Source organism: Ralstonia sp. SET104 (assembly GCF_003851545.1).
In the GTDB taxonomy this organism is placed as follows: Bacteria; Pseudomonadota; Gammaproteobacteria; order Burkholderiales; family Burkholderiaceae; genus Ralstonia.
This window is the reverse complement of record NZ_BHVX01000004.1, coordinates 115,489-132,323: the sequence shown is the minus strand read 5'-3', so window position 1 is coordinate 132,323 and position 16,835 is coordinate 115,489. Positions and strand designations below refer to the sequence as shown.

Below are 16,835 nucleotides of genomic sequence, written 5' to 3'. Positions count from 1 at the left end.
AGTTTGCAGGCTAGCACCCGTCCTGCCGACGCCGACAGGTACAGAAAATCATAAATTTCGCTGATTCTGTATTGGTCCTGCGATGGCGGGGGCACCTGTTGCGGTGTTCCGATTCAGCCGCGAGGACGTGACCACCGGCAACCGCGCAATCGCCCCCACGTCCGCGCCAGCCAGAGCGCAAGCGACAAGTGCCGGCACCTTGTGCAACCGAGCGGCCTCGTCCTCAACGTGAACATCGGCAGATAACGCGTACCTCGGTTGAGCAATCAAAAACCCGTGCCAGAGAAAGCGCCGCGGATTTTTTGTTTTGTTCTGCCGTACCGGCGGACGACCGCGGAGGCAGAAACAAAAAGAGGTCGATTTGCGAATCGGCCCAACGAGCCCTGCAATTAGAGGCAGCGAGGGTCGATATGAACGTGTGCGTCACGCTGCATGCAGCCCTGAGGGCGAGGCGCGGCGTGACGACGATAGGAAAGAGCGCCGGTGCTGGCGCGTGACGCATTAGAAACGAGGACGCAGTACCCCGGATGTACCCCCAAGTACCTCCGGATTGCGTTGGGCGATATAGACTGCGGCGGAAACAAAAAACCCCGCAGACCTTTAATCTACGGGGCTTCCTGGACTTTCTTGTACTGCTTTGGATCAAAAACTGGTGGTGGAGCGGAACCCTGCGCCAAACCTATGCAACTCAGCGCGTTACAACCGCTTTGAACTTCTGCGGAAAGGCGCGAAATCCAGTCCCCAACGGGCCTTATCGTATCAACTTCGACCCGCTGTCGGCATCAATCCTGCACTTCAAAGCTGGGGCAGTTCGATTCCATTTGCGGAATCAGATCCGCGTCCGCAACTTCGCCAGAGGATATTGGCTATTCCAATCTCGCCATTTTTGTGCGAATTGTGTTTCAACAGCCGGCTCCGTTTTTTTATTAATTGGTATTTTCCTTCGCTGTATCCAAGGACGGGTAATCATCGTAGCCCTCGGCACCGCCGGCGTAGAACGATTCCTCGCGCGCCGGATTAAATCCCGCGTTCAGACGCAGACGCTCGGGAAGGTCGGGATTAGCGATGAAAAGCTTGCCGAAGGCAATAAAATCAGCTTGTTCACTCTCAATTGCGTCAATCGCGCTGTCACGCTCATAGCCGCCATTGGCCATGTAGGCGCCATTGAAGATGTGCCGGAGCTTTTGATAGTCGAAGCCGTCCGTGCGGTCTTCAACCACGTGAAGGTAGCCCAGGCCATATTGGTTCAGTTGCTCGACCACCGTTTCAAAGGTGGATTGCGGACTGGAGTCGGCAATATCGTTGAACGGATTTGTCGGCGAGATGCGAACTCCGACTTGACCGGGCTCCCAGACGGACAGGATCGCCTCTGTCACTTCGCGCAAAAGACGCGCGCGGTTTTCCACCGAGCCACCATAGGCGTCGTCACGCTTGTTGGTGCCGTCACGGAGGAACTGATCAATCAAGTAGCCGTTCGCGGCGTGAATTTCGACGCCGTCGAAGCCCGCCTCTTTCGCATTGGCGGCAGCGCGGCGAAAGTCTTCAATCAACGCAGGAATTTCGTTCGTGGCGAGTGCGCGTGGCGTCACGAATGGCTGCATCCCTTGGTCAGTGTAAATCTCGCCAGCAGGCTTGATCGCAGAAGGCGCCACCGGGAGATCGGCTATTTCCAACGTCAGGGGATGCGAGATACGCCCGACATGCCACAGTTGAAGAAAAATCTTCCCGCCGCGCTCATGGACTGCATTCGTCACCAGGCGCCACCCGTCAATTTGCGGATCACTGTGAATTCCAGGCGTCTTTGGATAACCTTGACCTTGCGGACTGATCTGGGTTGCTTCCGAGATAATCAAGCCAGCAGAGGCGCGTTGCGCATAATAACGGACGTTAAGTTCATGCGGTACGTTGCCGTTTGCGGCACGACTGCGCGTTAACGGCGCCATCACGATACGGTTTTGAAGTGGCACGGAACCAAGAACGGCCGGCGCAAAGAGTTTTGATGGGTTTTGTGTTGGTTTCATATTGATCAAGGTGACGAATGAATCGGGATTCGTTGCGTTGGCCAAGAAAAGAGTCTCTTGAGGCGGAAACGCGATACGACGGTCTTCCAGAGGTCGAAGCAGGCTGAAGCCCCGCTTCGCTCAGTGATCTATGCTGAGGATTCGGTGCGCAATTGCCAGCAAGTCCTTCTCGACGATGTCAGGCTGGTCGCCAACGGGCAAGGGCGCGTTCCCTGGTCGGGTTAGGAGTGCGGCCTTCCACCCGGCTGCCATCGCCCCTAGCGTGTCCCAGGTATGGGCCGCAACCAATCGCAACGAGCCCGCGTCGGTGCCCAGCGCCGAGGCCACGCTGCTGTAAGTCTCTGGGGCAGGTTTAAAGCGCTTGACTGCATCAACCGAGAATTGCTTCTCAAAATAGTGGGAAAGCCCTGCCTTCTGAAGAACTGCCTGGCCAGCCTCGGATGCTGAGTTCGTCAAGGTCACCAGACGGAATCCTGAACTCTTGAGGATTTCCAAAGCGGGCGCGGCATCTTTGTGGGCAGGTAGCCTGCCCATATGGTCCTTGAAGTCATCGAGATCGTTTGCCGTCAGCGAAACGTTTTTTATCTCCGCAATCATCTTAAGTACGGCCACCGCGAGTTGACCAAAAGGCGAGTAACTGCCGCTCAAAGTAAGTGCCTGAGAGTAAAGAATCAGTTCTGCAAACCACTGTCGCGTGACACGCGCATCGCCAAAGGCGCGTTCGAAAAACGGGTTCAGTGTTTCGATATCCAGCAGCGTTTCATTCACATCAAAGACGATCACGCGCTCGTGCTTTCTCGATTGATTCATTGTTGAATCCAATGGCGAAAATCAACGATAGATCGGCCGCGCGGCTGTTTTGGAGCCAATCTTTACCGTGCAGGCGACTGATCAATTTTTGAAAAATATTTGTGGAAATTTCGGTAAAAAATAGAGAAAATTACTCCATTAATCCAGCTAATATGTTTTCAATAACGGGATTGAGTTCATCGGCTGAACATCCCCCTTTTGCAAGAACGCGCAGACCCGAAATGGCGGTAACGAGAATGACGGCATACTGATGGGGGTTCACGCCGGATTTAAACTGCCCAGCTTCCTGGCCCGCGCGAATCAGGTTTGCGAATGCGTCCATCATCCCGTTGAAACCAGCTTTGACGTGTTGACAAACTTCGCCATCACGCGCTCCGAATTCGGCGGCCGTGTTCACCAGTAAACAGCCTCGTCCCGCGTTATTGCCGGAGACCACCTCCAGCAATATCTCGCGCAGCAGCCCCCCTGCATTCTCGCTACCAGCGCGCGCGACGAGCTTCGAACGCTGACTGTTGGCGTAATGGTCAACCGATTCGAGGAAAAGATCTCGTTTCGAGCCAAACGTGTTGTACAGCGAAGACTTTGCAACGCCCATTGCTTCGGCAATTTCCATGGCAGACAAGGGGTCATAGCCGAACCGCCAGAACGCGTCGACTGCCCGAGCAATAACTTCCGTGCGATCAAATTCCAGATGTCGAGCCATGAGCAGCGTACCTTGCAATAAATTCTGGACCGATTGTACCAGAATGTTGCTATCATGCCCGTTTAGACGGTGCGGGAATCAGGCACTTCGCCTTCCTTGAGAGTGCGCTGTTCATCTCAGGGAAGACCAAATGTTCGGAATGATTTTTCAGCTACCCCGAAACAAATCCCGCGCCAGCGACAGCGCGACGTTATCAAGGTCACATCATGAGCGATGCAAGCGAATACATTCCGCCCAAGGTCTGGATCTGGGATCAGGAAAGCGGCGGCCAGTTTGCCAGCATCAACCGGCCTGTTGCTGGTGCCACGCACGACAAGGACTTGCCAGTGGGACGCCACCCGCTACAGCTGTATTCGCTGGCCACGCCCAACGGGGTCAAGGTGACGGTCATGCTGGAAGAGCTGCTGGCCCTGGGGCACGGTGGCGCTGAATACGACGCTTGGCTCATTCGGATCAATGATGGCGACCAGTTCGGCAGTGGATTTGTGGGAGTCAACCCTAATTCCAAGATCCCGGCCTTGATGGATCACAGCGGTGAAACACCGGTACGGATATTTGAGTCCGGCGCTATCCTGCAGTACCTGGCCGAGAAGTTTGGTGCTTTCTTGCCCGCCAGTGGCGCGGCGCGGGCTGAATGCTTGTCGTGGCTTTTTTGGCAGATGGGCAGCGCACCCTTTCTGGGTGGTGGCTTTGGCCACTTTTATGCCTACGCGCCCGCAAAGTTCGAGTACCCGATTAACCGCTACGCCATGGAAGTCAAGCGCCAGCTTGATGTGTTGGACCGCCAACTGGCCGAGCACCGTTTCCTGACCGGCGACACCTACACCATCGCCGACATGGCGGTGTGGCCTTGGTACGGTGTCCTGGTCAAGGGCCAGCTTTACGAAGCTGGCGAGTTCCTCAGCGTGCACGAGTACAAGCATGTCCTGCGCTGGTCGAACGAAATTGCACTGCGTCCGGCCGTCCAGCGCGGGCGCAAGGTCAACCGCGCCTGGGGTGAGCCATCCAGCCAGTTGCTCGAACGCCACGACGCCAGCGATTTCGATACTCGCACCCAAGACAAGGTGACCACTTCCGCCGACGGCAGGCCGTAATTGCGCGTGGCGACAGCGCCACCGACCGTGCTCTGTCCGCACTGCCTGCTGAAAAAGCCGCGTTGCACAAGGGCAATGCCACCATCTGAATTCTCGCTAAGTTCGCTACTCACCATTTTCCACCCCGTTTTTAGAGGCTCGTCATGATCAAATTCTATTACCACCCATCCCCTAACCCGGCCAAGGTGGCCCTCTTCCTGGAAGAAGCAGGCCTGCCTTATGAATTGGTGCCAGTAGACACCCGCAAGGGCGAGCAGCACGAGCCCGCCTACACCGCCATCAACCCGAATGCCAAGACGCCGGCCTTGGTGGACGGCGAGGTTGTGGTGTTCGACAGCAATGCCATCCTGCTGTACCTAGCCGAGAAAACCGGCAAATTTCTGCCGGAGAACAAACCCGAGCATCGTGCGCAGATGCTGTCGTGGCTGATGTTCGTGGCCACGGGGATCGGCCCATATTCAGGCCAAGCTGTGCACTTTAAGCACTTCGCGCCAGAACCGAAGGCCTATGCAGTGAACCGTTACGACTTCGAAGCGCAGCGCCACTGGCGCCTGATCGACGCACAACTCGCCAAGCATTCCTACATGGTGGGTGACCGCTACAGTCTCGTCGACATGGCGGTGTGGGGCTGGGCCCGCGCCGTGCCTTTTATCCTTGGCGCCGAAGCGTGGGGCAGCCTCCCCAATGTGAAGCGTCTGCTTGATGAAATCAACGCACGGCCCGCCGCCCAGCGCGCCGAAGCCCTAAAGGCGCAGCACGCTTTCAAAACCGAGATGGATGACGAGGCCCGCCGCGTGCTGTTTCCGCAAAACGTGCGTCTGGGCGCTGCGTCCTGATCGGTTACACACAAAAGCTGCCAACGGGGAACGATTGGCATCCGTCGAAAACGGTTGTGATTTTCGCGGACCATGTGAGCGGCGTTGACGTGCGACACCGAGGCGCAAGTCGAGCTTAGGTGTTGGGATCGTGTTCTTGTTCAGTCCGTCACCCAAAGCTGGTCGTTGTCCTGGGACGCCGCCCCAGAAGTCGTCAAACAGTGCTAGCTTGGCCTCGCAAGCCGTCGGGTAAGTCTTCGCGCCGAACCTGTCGGCAAACTTGTAGCCAAAGCGCCCCGTCTTCGTTGGGTACACCACCAGGTTGCGACCATCGACATTCAGGAAGCTGTTGCCTTTGGCCGAGACTCGCCGCTTGCAGTGAAGCCAACGCGCGCGACGAGATGCGCGATTCTAAGACGCGCCTCGCGGCGTTTGGGACCGACGTAGTCGTAGGTCATCTTCTTCTCCGCACACACGCAGCCACCCAGCAGTTCAACACCACCACCTCGATGGGACGGTTGATGTTGAGCATCCTGCTGTCCTTCGCCCAGTTCGAGCGCGAGGTCACCGGCGAGCGCATCCGCGAGAAGATCGCCGCCCGGCTACGACGTCGAGAACCGGCGGCTGGTGCCAAACGACCGGAGGCCAAGCTCATCCGTCACATCTTCCAGCGTTTCGTCGAACTCGGTTCCCGGACGCTGTTCAAGTTGCTGAAGCTGGACGGCGTGACCTCCAAGGCGTGGACCACGCAGGACGGTAAGACCTGCGACGGCAAGCCGATCGACAAGGGGCTAATATCGTCCGCGCGTAACTTGTTGATCTGTAATGGAGTCGCTGGCGGGCTTTGCAGACTTCGGGCGCTTGGCGTGGAGCCAGGCCGGAGAGAAGAATGACCTGGAGAGAGCGGAATGTGCCGAACTGGCGCGATCAGGCAAGAAAAAACCCCAACCGGGAGGGGTTGGGGTTTCGATATTGGTGGAGCCGGCGGGAATCGAACCCGCGTCCGCAAGCCCTCCACAGAGCGTTCTACATACTTAGTTCAGTCGTTTGATTTAACCGTAACGACGCGGACGAACACGCTGCGCGACGGCGATCCACTGGATTTAGCACCCGGATCCGTGGCGATCTCCGGGAGCGGTCCGATATTGATGACCTCGCGTGGCCTTGCGGCCTCTAGCCTATCGGCAAGCTAGTACGAGGGAAGTTACCGGTTATTAAGCGGCAAGAGCGAACGACGAATCGTTCGCAGCTTCGTTTTTGCTAAAGGTAGCAATTATTGCGTTCCCATTGATTAACGAGGTGACGGGTCCTCGGTATGCCCGCTACTGCTTTGCAACCCACGTCGAAACCAGGTCGGCCCCAGTAGAAGAGTCTCAATTATCCCACAGATGGGCTATTTCAGCGCGAAATCAACCCTTGTGGTCTTGCCCTTGTCCTTGATGCCTTCTGCGTTGAGCTTGGGGGCCACCACGAAGAGACGCCCCGGTTCCACGCGTTCGGCCAGCGCCACATGCACGGCGTTGGCGCGGCGCTGGGCCAGTTCGCGCAGATCGGCTTCCGTCACCTGTATGTTGGTCTCCATCAGCTTGCGCATCTCTTCAGGCGGCAGCGATTTTGTCAGGCCGATCACGTTGCGCGGCTTCGGGAACTTGGCGGCCTTGTAGGCGCGTTCAAGGTACTTATTCTCCTCTTCCGGCTTGACGGTGGTGTCGGCTTCAGCAGCGTCGCCGGCGTCCTTCAGTTTTTGCTCGCGGATCTGGCGGTTCACGGCTTCACGGCGCAGGCCGTCGCGGTCGAATTCCGGATCGACGCGACCGACGATGTCGACCTTCAGCCCCGGGCGGTCCTTGAGCGCGGTGGCCAGCTTGTCCATCTTGGCGATCGATGCCTGGCTGATGGTCGACGTGCCGGGGTCGAATTCGATGTAGCCGAGTTCCTCGCCGCCGCTGCCGCCAAAGGCGCTGGCCAGCAGCGAGAACGGTGCCGTCACCGCGCGCGCAATCAGGTTGACGAACGCGCGCAGGATCACGCCGCCGATGCTGAACTGGGGGTCGCTCAGCGAACCCGACACCGGCACGCGCACGTCGATTTCTCCGCGCGAATTCTTGAGCAGCGACACCGCCAGTCGCACAGGCAGGTTGGTCGCATCCTTGCTCTCCACGCGATCGCCAAAAGTGAGCTGGTCGATGAAGATGTGGTTGTCGGCCGTCAGCTTGCCGCCGTCGAGCAGGTAGTGCAGGTCCATCGTCAGCTTGCCCTTGATGATCGGGTAGCCGGCGTACTTGGCGGAGTAGGGCGTCAGGTTGGTCAGCTCAACCCCGTCGGCTTTGGCCGTCAGATCCACGAAGGCCGTGGGCGCGAGCGGGTTGATTTTGCCGTGGATGTCTATCGGTGCGGTGCCGTCGACACTGCCGCGTAGCGTGACGTCGGCGGGCGTCTGATTGGCGGCCGTGCTAATGGTGCCGACCGTGCCGCCAATGGCAGTCAGGTTGGCGGTGTAGTTCGGTTTGACGAAGTTGTCGGTAAAGCGGATGTTGCCGTCCTGCAGCGTGATGGCGTCGACACGCAAGTCTGCGCCGCCGGCCTTGGGCGTAGGCGCTGTAGCCGTCACAGCCGATGCCGGGGCTGCAACCGGAGCCGAAGCCGCCACCGGCGCCGACGCGCCCGATGCAGGTTCGCTCTGCGTGAGCGAGCGGCGCTCCTCATCCGACTGCACGCGGATGTCCTGCAGGTTCAGGCGCCCGTTCGGGTTGATGATGACCCGCGCATAGAACGACGACAGTGCGACCGCGCCCACGCGCACGTGCGGCGTGCTGCCATCGTAATTCGCCTGGATGCGGTTGAGTGAGAGCGAGCGCCAGCGCAGGAAGTCGTCCGAACTCACGCGGTCTTGCAGGCGCACATTGCCCAGCGTTGCGTTGCCTTGGTAGTTGACCGTCAGCGCCTTGCCCTGCTTGAGCACGAGGCGCCCATCCATCGACAGCAGCGCGCTCGTAATCGCCGCATTCAGCGATTTGTCCAGGTACGGATCCAGGCCCGCCAGTGAAAGGTTTTGCGAATTCACGCGCAGGTCGGCCTTCAGCGGCTGCGGCACAACTTCGCCGCGCACATCGAGTTTGCCCTTGGCACCCAGCCCCGCGCCGATCTGCACGTTGACGGGCTTGCCGAGATCGTTCGATGCGTTCTGCACGACCACGTTCAGCGGCTCGACGCGCACCTTCACCGGGCGCGAGTTCGATTGGTCTTCAAAGCCGACAGCGCTGTTGTCGAGTTTCAGTGTCTGTACGGTCACGGCCCAGGCTTTTTCGGCCGGGGCGTTCGACTTTGTGCCGGATTTTGCGTTGGATTTGGCGGACGCCGCCGATTTGCCGGCCGCCGGTTGTGCCCCATCGAGCAGCGTCAGCGTGGTTGTGCCATCTTTCTTGCGCAGTGCGTCGATCTGCAAGCCGTCGGCACGGACTTCGTTCAGTGCGATGGTGCGTGCCGCCAGGTCGAAGGTCTTCACATCTGCGCGCAGCAGCTTGGCGCGCAGCGCCGTGTCCTTGCCCGTGGCAGGTGCCAGCGACAGGTCTGCCAGGCTGACCGTCAGCGGCTGCGCACGTACGTTGAACTTGTCCGGCCCGAAGTCGAGCGCGACCTTGCCCTCGGCCGACAGCGCACCATTCTGCAATTGCGGCGCGCCCGCCTGGCGCAGGTATGGGCCGATACCGGCCAGCTTCACGCCATCCAGCTTCAGTTCCAGTTCGCCAGTGTTCTTCTCCAGCGACGTGTTCCCCTTGACATTGAGCGTGCCGCCTTGCGCCAGCTTGGCACCAATGTCGAGCGTGGTCGGACCGCCCAGTGTGCGCACGCCAATGTCGCCGTGGAGGTCTTCCAGCGTCAGGTCAGCAGCAGGCTGTGTGGTCGCATCACGCCAGTGGACGGTGCTGTTGGCCAGTTGCAGCTTGGCGATGGCCACGTCCAGCGGCTTCGGTTTTGCTGCCGGGGCAGGTGCCGGCTCGGCGGGCTTCGCCTGTGCGGGCTTGCTGCCAAGCTGCGCGAAGTTGACCGCACCGTCTGCGCTGCGCGAGGCATCGACACGCACGCCGTCGAGCGTCAGCGTATCGAGGTGGAACACGTTATCGAGCGGACGCACGTCGCTGAGCGTTGCGCGCACCTGTTTGGCGACCACCAGCGGCGTCTTCCTGGCATCGGTCACTTCCAGGTTGTCGAGCCCGGCGGTGCCGTGCAAGCGCAGCACCGGCGCGCTGCTCTTGGGTTTCTGGAAATCGATCGTCAGGTCGGTCGTCAGCTTGCCCTGCGGCACCGCCACCGGCAGCGGCCCGGGCACATAACCGAGATAGCGGGGCAGATCGAGCCCGTCGATCTTGATGTTCAGGTTCGATTCCAGCGAATCGGCAAACGGCTTGGTCTTGCCAGCGAAGTGCAGCGGCGTGCCATCAATGCGCGCGGCCAGCAGCGGTTGTACAAAGATGTTCACGTCGGCCGGCAGGCTGGCCAGAAAAGGCACGCCGATCTGCAAGCCATCCACCTTGTGCTGTGCGCCGAGCGGCTGATCGACAAAGTCGATTGCGCCGTTGGTCAACTGCAGGTTGGCGAAGACAAAACGTGCGGGCTCATCCGACTTGGGCTTGGGCGGGTTCTCGGGCCGGCTCAGCTTGTCGACAATGTCGGAGAAGTTGAAGCGTTGCTCGGCAGTGCGCACGATACGCACATGCGGTGCGTCCACGCTGATGTCTTCAATGACGGGCGCGCGGCGGAAGATCGAACTCCACGACGCATTCACATGCAGATGGCCGACATCGACGAACGGCGCCTTGCCATCGCGCTCGGCAATGTGGAGTTGGTCCACATCAAGCCGCAGCGTGTACGGATTGATGCTGATTTTGCCGACCGAAACCGGCCGTTCCAGCAGCTTGCTAAGCTGCGTTTGCGCCAAGTGGCGCAGCAATGGCGGACCGCCGAACGCACCCAGCAGGCCGAACACCACGAGGAAGATGAGCACGCCGACCCCGATGCGCTTGGTGCGCCGGGAGGTGCCGACCTGTGCGGCGCGTTGCCAACCGGCCGAGCCGCGTACGCGATCCAGCCGCGCACGCCAGCTGGTGGGATTCGATTGCAGGTCAGGGCGCGAGTCGGGGGAGGTGCTCATGCTGGTGTCGGTCCGGCCACGGCGTGGCGTACTTCGTCAGTCAATCGACCGCCACGTCCCATGTGGGAGGCGGCGGCCCTGAAAAAAGGTGCGGGGCCCGGGCATTTACCCGGGCATCGGTGTCAAGCGCGTTGCGATTCGAGCAGCAGCGGAATCAACTCGGCTGCGCTGGCGATGAGCGCATCGGCGCGCCATTCCGTCGGCGACAGCCCATTACCACAATAGCCGTAACTGGCCGCAATGGTAGGCATGCCGGCAGCGCGGCCGGCCTCGATGTCGCGCAAGTCATCGCCCACGTAGACGATCTGCCGTGCCTCGACGCCGATCGATTCGGCCGCATGCAACAGCGGGGCAGGGTGGGGTTTGGCGTGCGGCGTGGTGTCACCGGCAACAACGCAGGCCGGCGGCACCGGAAACGGCAACTGTGCCACCAGGGGCACCGTTAGCCGGCCCGACTTGTTGGTGACGATCCCCCAAGGAATACCTGCACGGCCGAGTTCGGCCAGTACATCAGTCATGCCCGGAAACAACTGCGTACGCACGCAGATTTCCGCTTCATAGTTGGCGAGGAACGCCAGCCGCAGCGATTCGAATTCCGCATCCCCAGGCCCCACGCCAAAGGCCACACCAATCAGCCCGCGTGCGCCATGCGAGGCAACGGGGCGCAGCGCTTCATAGTCCACCGGCTTGAGGCCGCGGTCGGTGCGCACCTTGTTGGCTGCGGCGGCCAGATCGGGTGCCGTGTCCGCCAGCGTGCCGTCCAGGTCGAACAGTATCGCGCCCAGCGGATCGGGAAACCGGCTCCCCATCATGCTTCGGCCGGACGGCGTGTGGCCATCAGATAGTTGACGCTGGTGTCTTGCGTGAGGGCGTAGCGGCCCGTGATCGGGTTGTACTCCAGCCCACGCATCTGCTGCGCCTGGAGTCCCGCCCCGCGCACGAATGTACTCAGCTCCGACGGGCGAATGAACTTGGCATAATCATGCGTGCCGCGCGGCAGCATGTTCAATACGTACTCGGCCCCAATGACTGCCAGCAGATACGCCTTGGCATTGCGATGGATGGTCGAAAAGAACACGTGGCCGCCCGGCTTCACCAGCGTCGCGCAAGCGCGCACAACCGATTCAGGATCGGGCACATGTTCGAGCATCTCCATGCAAGTCACCACGTCAAAGCTGCCGGGTTCACGTGCGGCCAGCGCTTCTGCGGCGATCTCCTCGTAATCGACGGTAACGCCCGCTTCCAGGCCATGCAGATCAGCAACGCGCAATGCTTTGCGTGACAGATCGATGCCTTTGACGTTGGCCCCGGCACGCGCCATGCTCTCTGAAAGGATGCCGCCGCCGCAGCCGACATCGACAACGCGTTTGCCGGCCAACGGCGCGATCGACTGAATCCAGTCAAGGCGCAGTGGATTGATTTCATGCAGAGGTTTGAACTCGCTGTTAGGGTCCCACCAGCGGTGGGCGAGTTCGCTGAATTTTTCGAGTTCGCCGGGATCGGCGTTCGCGTGAGTGGTCGTCATGTTGCACTGCGCCTGGGTGTATCGGCTAGGTGAGGAAATGTACCAAAAAGCGTCGCCCTGACCAAATCACATGGTGTGCAAAAAGGTTTCACATTGAAACAAAGGTGAACAAACGCGCATGCGTTTCCTCCAACTGTCACCTTCGCTCAAGGAGAGGTCAATGAAATCCAAACAAATTCTGGCGGGACTGGGTGTTGCGGGCTTGACGGTGCTGACTGGCTGCGCAGCGCCGGGTTACGGCGGTGGCTATAACGGTGGGTATGCGCAACAGCCTGCCTATGGCCAGCAACCGGCTTATGGCGGCCAGCCACAGCAAACGGGCGCGTTGTATGGTCGAGTCGAATCGATCCAGCCGATGCAGGCCCCGGCGAACAGTCCAGGCATTCTGGGTACGATCATCGGCGGTGTTGCGGGCGGCATCCTCGGCCACCAGGTCGGCGGCGGTACGGGCAATACCGTGGCAACCATTGGCGGCGCGGCACTGGGCGCCTATGCGGGCAACCAGGTCGAGCAGCGTGCCGGCGCAGGCGGCCAAACCGTCTACCGCATCAGCGTGCGCTTGGATGATGGCCGCGTAGCGACCGTTACGCAGCGTAATCCGAACAATCTGCGCGTGGGTGATCGCGCGATGGTTGCGAACGATCAGGCGACGCCGTCTTACTAAGAGGCGACGATAGGCGAAAGAAAGGGGCGAATGCTCTGAATAAAAAAACGATGGCGCGCTGGCGTCATCGTTTTTTTTTGTTGCCCGGCAGCCAGCGAATCGACGGGCGACCCACTGACGCACAAACAAAAAAAGCCCAGCTTTCGCTGGGCTTTTTCCCGGTGTGAACCGAATTACTGAGCCTTGCGGGTGCCGACGACTTCGACGTCCACGCGGCGGTTCGGTTGCTGGCAGGCGATTTGTGCCTTGCGAGCGCCCTTGCACGACTTCGGATCAACCTTCAGCTGGCGCTTGCCCTTGCCTTCCGTGTAAACACGGTTGGCTTCGATGCCCTTGCTGACCAGGTAGCCCTTGACGGCTTCAGCACGACGAACCGACAGGCGGTCGTTGTACTTGTCCGAGCCGAACGAGTCGGTGTGGCCAACGGCGATCACGACTTCCAGGTTGATGCCCTTCAGCTTCGAGACCAGATCGTCCAGCTTGGCCTTGCCTTCCGGCTTCAGCACAGCCTTGTCGAAGTCGAACAGGGTGTCAGCAGCGAACGTAACCTTTTCGCTCGACACAACCGGAGCAGCCGGAGCAGCCGGAGCAGCCGTCGAAGCAGCTGCCGGAGCCAGAGCGCCGTCGCACTGAGCATTGGCGGTTGCCGGCGTCCAGAAGCCATTGCGCCAGCACAGTTCGTTCGTGCCGTTCTTCCAGACCCACTCGCTCGTGCCGTTACCCCAGTTGTCGTTGACGGCCTTCTTTTCGTAGGGCACCGACTGAGCGTAAGCGGACGCAGCCATGGCTACCGCAGCTGCAGCGAACGCGAGCTTGGCAAATTTTTTCATATTTCTCCTCTCAGGATGAGATCACCGCAGAAGACTGCGAGCAGATGGGACGAAAACAAGTCATACATTCTTCGGAGTATAACATTCTCGGTGTGGTGAAGGCTCCACTTCGAACAATGTCTGCCTCTTCGCTGGGGGATTGTGCCACAAGCACGCACTCCTAAAAAGCAAATATAAGCGATTCGAACGGGGCGCCACGGCCTTGTGGTGTGTACGCAACAAGGCAGGAAATGGCTCGCAAACCCTTATGGGGACTGGGTCGCCGGTTTTGCCCCCGCTCGCAGGGAACGTGCCCGGGGTTGATGATGCGTCGCTCGCGCGTATGAGGGGAGGGGGCTTGCGGCATGGTAAAATGTTCTGTTATTCGCGCAACCGCAGCGTCCTGTCGTGCGCATCACTGTGCTCACTACGGGACCTCCCACCGTTCGCCCAATGGATCAATTCGCCAAAGAGACACTCCCGGTATCGCTCGAAGAAGAAATGCGCAGTTCGTACCTCGCTTACGCGATGAGCGTGATCGTAGGCCGCGCCCTTCCAGATGTGCGGGATGGTCTCAAACCGGTGCATCGTCGTGCGCTGTACTCGATGCACGAGCTGAACAACGACTGGAATCGCCCTTATAAGAAGTCCGCCCGTATTGTCGGGGATGTGATCGGTAAATATCACCCCCACGGCGACACTGCTGTATACGACACCATCGTGCGGATGGCGCAGAACTTCTCGCTGCGCTACATGCTGGTCGATGGCCAAGGTAACTTCGGCTCGGTCGACGGCGACAACGCTGCGGCGATGCGTTACACCGAAATCCGCCTGTCGAAGATCGCCCACGAACTGCTGGCTGATCTTGATAAGGAAACGGTCAATTTCGAGCCGAACTACGACGGTTCTGAGACTGAGCCGTCCGTTTTGCCGGCACGCATTCCCAACCTGCTGATCAACGGTTCGTCCGGAATTGCAGTGGGTATGGCGACGAACATTCCTCCGCACAACTTGAATGAAGTCGTCGATGGCTGCCTGCACTTGCTGCGCAATCCGGAAGCGACGGTCGACGAGCTGATCGAACTGATTCCGGCGCCGGATTTCCCGACGGCTGGCATCATTTATGGCATCTCGGGTGTGCGCGAGGGCTACCGCACCGGTCGCGGCCGCGTGGTAATGCGCGCTAAAACGCACTTCGAGGATATCGATCGCGGCCAGCGCCAAGCGATCATCGTCGACGAGCTGCCCTATCAAGTTAACAAGCGCACGCTGCTTGAGCGTATTGCCGAGCTCGTGACGGAAAAGCGCGTCGAAGGCATTTCCGACATTCGCGACGAGTCGGACAAGTCCGGCATGCGCGTGGTGATCGAACTCAAACGCGGCGAGGTGCCGGAGGTTGTACTTAACAACCTCTATAAGAATACGCAGCTGCAGGACACGTTTGGCATGAACATGGTGGCGCTGGTTGATGGCCAGCCCCGCCTGCTGAATCTGCGCCAGATGCTGGAGTGCTTCCTGCTGCACCGCCGCGAGGTGGTGACGCGTCGCACGGTCTTTGATCTGCGCAAGGCGCGCGAGCGCGGCCATATCCTGGAAGGCTTGGCTGTTGCGCTTGCCAATATCGACGAGTTCATCGCGATCATTAAAGCCGCGCCGACTCCGCCGGTTGCCAAGGCCGAATTGATGAGCCGCAGCTGGGATTCGGGCCTGGTGCGTGACATGCTCGTCCGTGCAGAAAGCGAAACCTCCGGTGGCGGTGCAGCATATCGTCCGGAAGGTTTGCTGCCTGCATTCGGTATGCAGGATGATGGTCTCTATAAGCTGTCGGACACGCAAGCGCAGGAAATTCTGCAGATGCGCCTGCAACGCCTCACCGGGCTGGAGCAGGACAAGATTGTTCAGGAATACCGCGAGGTGATGGCGCAGATCGCCGACCTGCTGGATATCCTGGCGCGCCCTGAGCGCATTACCGCCATCATCGTCGAAGAACTTACTACTATCCGCGCTGAATTCGGCGATGAGCGTCGCTCGCAGATCGAGCACAATGCGACCGAGTTGGATACAGAAGACCTCATTACGCCGCAAGATCTGGTGGTGACACTGTCCCACAGCGGCTATATGAAGAGTCAGCCGATTTCTGAGTATCGTGCGCAGAAGCGGGGCGGCCGTGGCAAACAAGCTGCTGCAACGAAGGAAGACGATTGGATCGACACGCTATTTGTCGCCAACACGCACGATTACATCTTGTGCTTCTCGAACCGCGGGCGCCTGTACTGGCTGAAGGTGTGGGAGGTGCCGCAGGGCAGCCGCAACTCGCGCGGGCGACCGATCGTCAATATGTTCCCGCTGTCGCCGGGCGAGAAGATCAACGTGATCCTGCCGGTCAAGCAGTTTGACGAACAGCACTTCGTGTTCATGGCCACCTCGAAGGGCACGGTTAAGAAGACGGCGCTTACCGAGTTCTCCAACCCGCGTAAGGCGGGCATCATCGCCGTGGATCTGGATGAGGGCGATTTCCTGATCGGTGCCGATATTACCGATGGCAAGCATGACGTGATGTTGTTCTCGGATGCTGGCAAGGCTGTGCGTTTTGATGAGAATGACGTGCGCCCGATGGGCCGTCAGGCACGTGGTGTCCGTGGGATGAACCTCGAGGAAAGCCAGCAGGTCATCGCGATGCTGGTGGCGCCTGCCGAAACCGAGGGTGAAGGGGCCCAGGCAGGGGCGGGTAGCGTGCTGACCGCCACCGAAAATGGCTATGGCAAGCGCACGCCGATCTCTGAATACACCCGTCACGGCCGCGGCACGAAGGGCATGATTGCCATCCAGACCTCCGAGCGTAACGGCAAGGTGGTGGCTGCCGCGCTGGTGGCGCCGGAGGATGAAATCATGCTGATCACGACGGGCGGCGTGCTGATTCGCACGCGTGTGGATGAGATCCGTGAAATGGGTCGTGCCACGCAGGGTGTCACGCTCATCTCGGTGGGTGAGGGCAACAAATTGTCTGGGCTGCAACGTGTGATGGAGTCGGACGCTGAAGGTGCGGATGGTATTGATGGCGCTGATGCAGCGGATGCCGCGCCGGATGCCGATGCACAGCCGAATGACAGCAGCGAGACATAATTAGAAACATCTTTTGCTTGCCGCTAGGCGCAGTTCTGTCATGATGCCGGACCTGTGCGCGGCAAGGGCTTGGAACTTTTGCGTCACACGCCCGGCCTAAACGCAACGCTTATCTCAAG

11 protein-coding genes, 1 other RNA gene and 1 pseudogene are annotated in these 16,835 nt (G+C 59.8%); 5 read left to right on the top strand and 8 right to left on the bottom strand.

The genetic code is table 11. The annotated features are described in order from the left end of the window. Positions 1 to 926: 926 nt before the first annotated feature. From PSUB009319_RS07035 to PSUB009319_RS07025, 3 genes are all read right to left on the bottom strand, one after another. Positions 927 to 2,021 (bottom strand): alkene reductase, encoded by a 1,095-nt coding sequence (locus PSUB009319_RS07035; protein ID WP_124381674.1) that lies wholly within the window; start codon positions 2,019 to 2,021, stop codon positions 927 to 929. 120 nt (positions 2,022 to 2,141) lie between these two features. Beyond that, positions 2,142 to 2,831 (bottom strand): haloacid dehalogenase type II, encoded by a 690-nt coding sequence (locus PSUB009319_RS07030; RefSeq protein ID WP_185453428.1) that lies wholly within the window; start codon positions 2,829 to 2,831, stop codon positions 2,142 to 2,144. A 130-nt stretch (positions 2,832 to 2,961) separates the two neighbouring features. Then, a complete protein-coding gene (locus PSUB009319_RS07025; RefSeq protein ID WP_124381520.1) occupies positions 2,962 to 3,534 on the bottom strand; it encodes a TetR/AcrR family transcriptional regulator in 573 nt (190 codons plus the stop codon). Positions 3,535 to 3,740: 206 nt separating this feature from the next. Between PSUB009319_RS07025 and yghU the strand changes: the two genes are divergently transcribed. The 3 genes and pseudogenes from yghU to PSUB009319_RS07010 form a co-directional block, all read left to right on the top strand. Further along, on the top strand, positions 3,741 to 4,628 hold the full coding sequence (gene yghU / locus PSUB009319_RS07020) for a glutathione-dependent disulfide-bond oxidoreductase (protein WP_124381519.1): 888 nt from the start codon (positions 3,741 to 3,743) through the stop codon (positions 4,626 to 4,628). 143 nt (positions 4,629 to 4,771) lie between these two features. Further along, a complete protein-coding gene (locus PSUB009319_RS07015; RefSeq protein WP_124381518.1) occupies positions 4,772 to 5,464 on the top strand; it encodes a glutathione S-transferase family protein in 693 nt (230 codons plus the stop codon). A gap of 455 nt (positions 5,465 to 5,919) precedes the next feature. After that, positions 5,920 to 6,255 (top strand): annotated as a pseudogene (locus tag PSUB009319_RS07010) (recombinase family protein); the annotation flags it as partial. A 161-nt stretch (positions 6,256 to 6,416) separates the two neighbouring features. Here PSUB009319_RS07010 and ssrA read toward each other — a convergent pair. The 4 genes from ssrA to ubiG form a co-directional block, all read right to left on the bottom strand. Next, positions 6,417 to 6,804, bottom strand: a transfer-messenger RNA (tmRNA) gene (ssrA, locus tag PSUB009319_RS07005). A gap of 32 nt (positions 6,805 to 6,836) precedes the next feature. Beyond that, positions 6,837 to 10,595 (bottom strand): DUF748 domain-containing protein, encoded by a 3,759-nt coding sequence (locus tag PSUB009319_RS07000; protein WP_124381516.1) that lies wholly within the window; start codon positions 10,593 to 10,595, stop codon positions 6,837 to 6,839. 122 nt (positions 10,596 to 10,717) lie between these two features. Beyond that, positions 10,718 to 11,407 (bottom strand): HAD-IA family hydrolase, encoded by a 690-nt coding sequence (locus tag PSUB009319_RS06995; RefSeq protein WP_124381515.1) that lies wholly within the window; start codon positions 11,405 to 11,407, stop codon positions 10,718 to 10,720. Then, a complete protein-coding gene (ubiG, locus tag PSUB009319_RS06990; RefSeq protein WP_124381514.1) occupies positions 11,404 to 12,120 on the bottom strand; it encodes a bifunctional 2-polyprenyl-6-hydroxyphenol methylase/3-demethylubiquinol 3-O-methyltransferase UbiG in 717 nt (238 codons plus the stop codon). The genes PSUB009319_RS06995 and ubiG overlap by 4 nt, the downstream gene beginning before the upstream one ends. Before the next feature lie 160 nt (positions 12,121 to 12,280). Between ubiG and PSUB009319_RS06985 the strand changes: the two genes are divergently transcribed. Next, positions 12,281 to 12,784, top strand: coding sequence for a glycine zipper 2TM domain-containing protein (locus tag PSUB009319_RS06985; protein ID WP_124381513.1), 504 nt, complete (start codon positions 12,281 to 12,283; stop codon positions 12,782 to 12,784). Between the two features lie 173 nt (positions 12,785 to 12,957). Here the strand turns inward: PSUB009319_RS06985 and ompA are convergent, their stop codons facing one another. Next, positions 12,958 to 13,614 (bottom strand): outer membrane protein OmpA, encoded by a 657-nt coding sequence (ompA, locus tag PSUB009319_RS06980; protein ID WP_124381512.1) that lies wholly within the window; start codon positions 13,612 to 13,614, stop codon positions 12,958 to 12,960. A gap of 432 nt (positions 13,615 to 14,046) precedes the next feature. Here ompA and gyrA point away from each other — a divergent pair, with 432 nt between their 5' ends. Next, entirely contained in the window at positions 14,047 to 16,716 is a 2,670-nt protein-coding gene (gene gyrA / locus PSUB009319_RS06975; protein WP_124381672.1) for a DNA gyrase subunit A, read from the top strand. Positions 16,717 to 16,835: the final 119 nt, after the last annotated feature.

Excerpts from the sequence above, each read along its gene's own strand:
- PSUB009319_RS07025 (WP_124381520.1), bottom strand. The coding sequence starts at position 3,534 with ATGGCTCGACATCTGGAATTTGATCGCACGGAAGTTATTGCTCGGGCA.
- PSUB009319_RS07030 (WP_185453428.1), bottom strand. The coding sequence starts at position 2,831 with ATGAATCAATCGAGAAAGCACGAGCGCGTGATCGTCTTTGATGTGAAT.
- PSUB009319_RS07035 (WP_124381674.1), bottom strand. The coding sequence starts at position 2,021 with ATGAAACCAACACAAAACCCATCAAAACTCTTTGCGCCGGCCGTTCTT.
- PSUB009319_RS06995 (WP_124381515.1), bottom strand. The coding sequence starts at position 11,407 with ATGATGGGGAGCCGGTTTCCCGATCCGCTGGGCGCGATACTGTTCGAC.
- gyrA (WP_124381672.1), top strand. The coding sequence starts at position 14,047 with ATGGATCAATTCGCCAAAGAGACACTCCCGGTATCGCTCGAAGAAGAA.
- ompA (WP_124381512.1), bottom strand. The coding sequence starts at position 13,614 with ATGAAAAAATTTGCCAAGCTCGCGTTCGCTGCAGCTGCGGTAGCCATG.
- ubiG (WP_124381514.1), bottom strand. The coding sequence starts at position 12,120 with ATGACGACCACTCACGCGAACGCCGATCCCGGCGAACTCGAAAAATTC.
- PSUB009319_RS07000 (WP_124381516.1), bottom strand. The coding sequence starts at position 10,595 with ATGAGCACCTCCCCCGACTCGCGCCCTGACCTGCAATCGAATCCCACC.
- yghU (WP_124381519.1), top strand. The coding sequence starts at position 3,741 with ATGAGCGATGCAAGCGAATACATTCCGCCCAAGGTCTGGATCTGGGAT.
- PSUB009319_RS07015 (WP_124381518.1), top strand. The coding sequence starts at position 4,772 with ATGATCAAATTCTATTACCACCCATCCCCTAACCCGGCCAAGGTGGCC.
- PSUB009319_RS06985 (WP_124381513.1), top strand. The coding sequence starts at position 12,281 with ATGAAATCCAAACAAATTCTGGCGGGACTGGGTGTTGCGGGCTTGACG.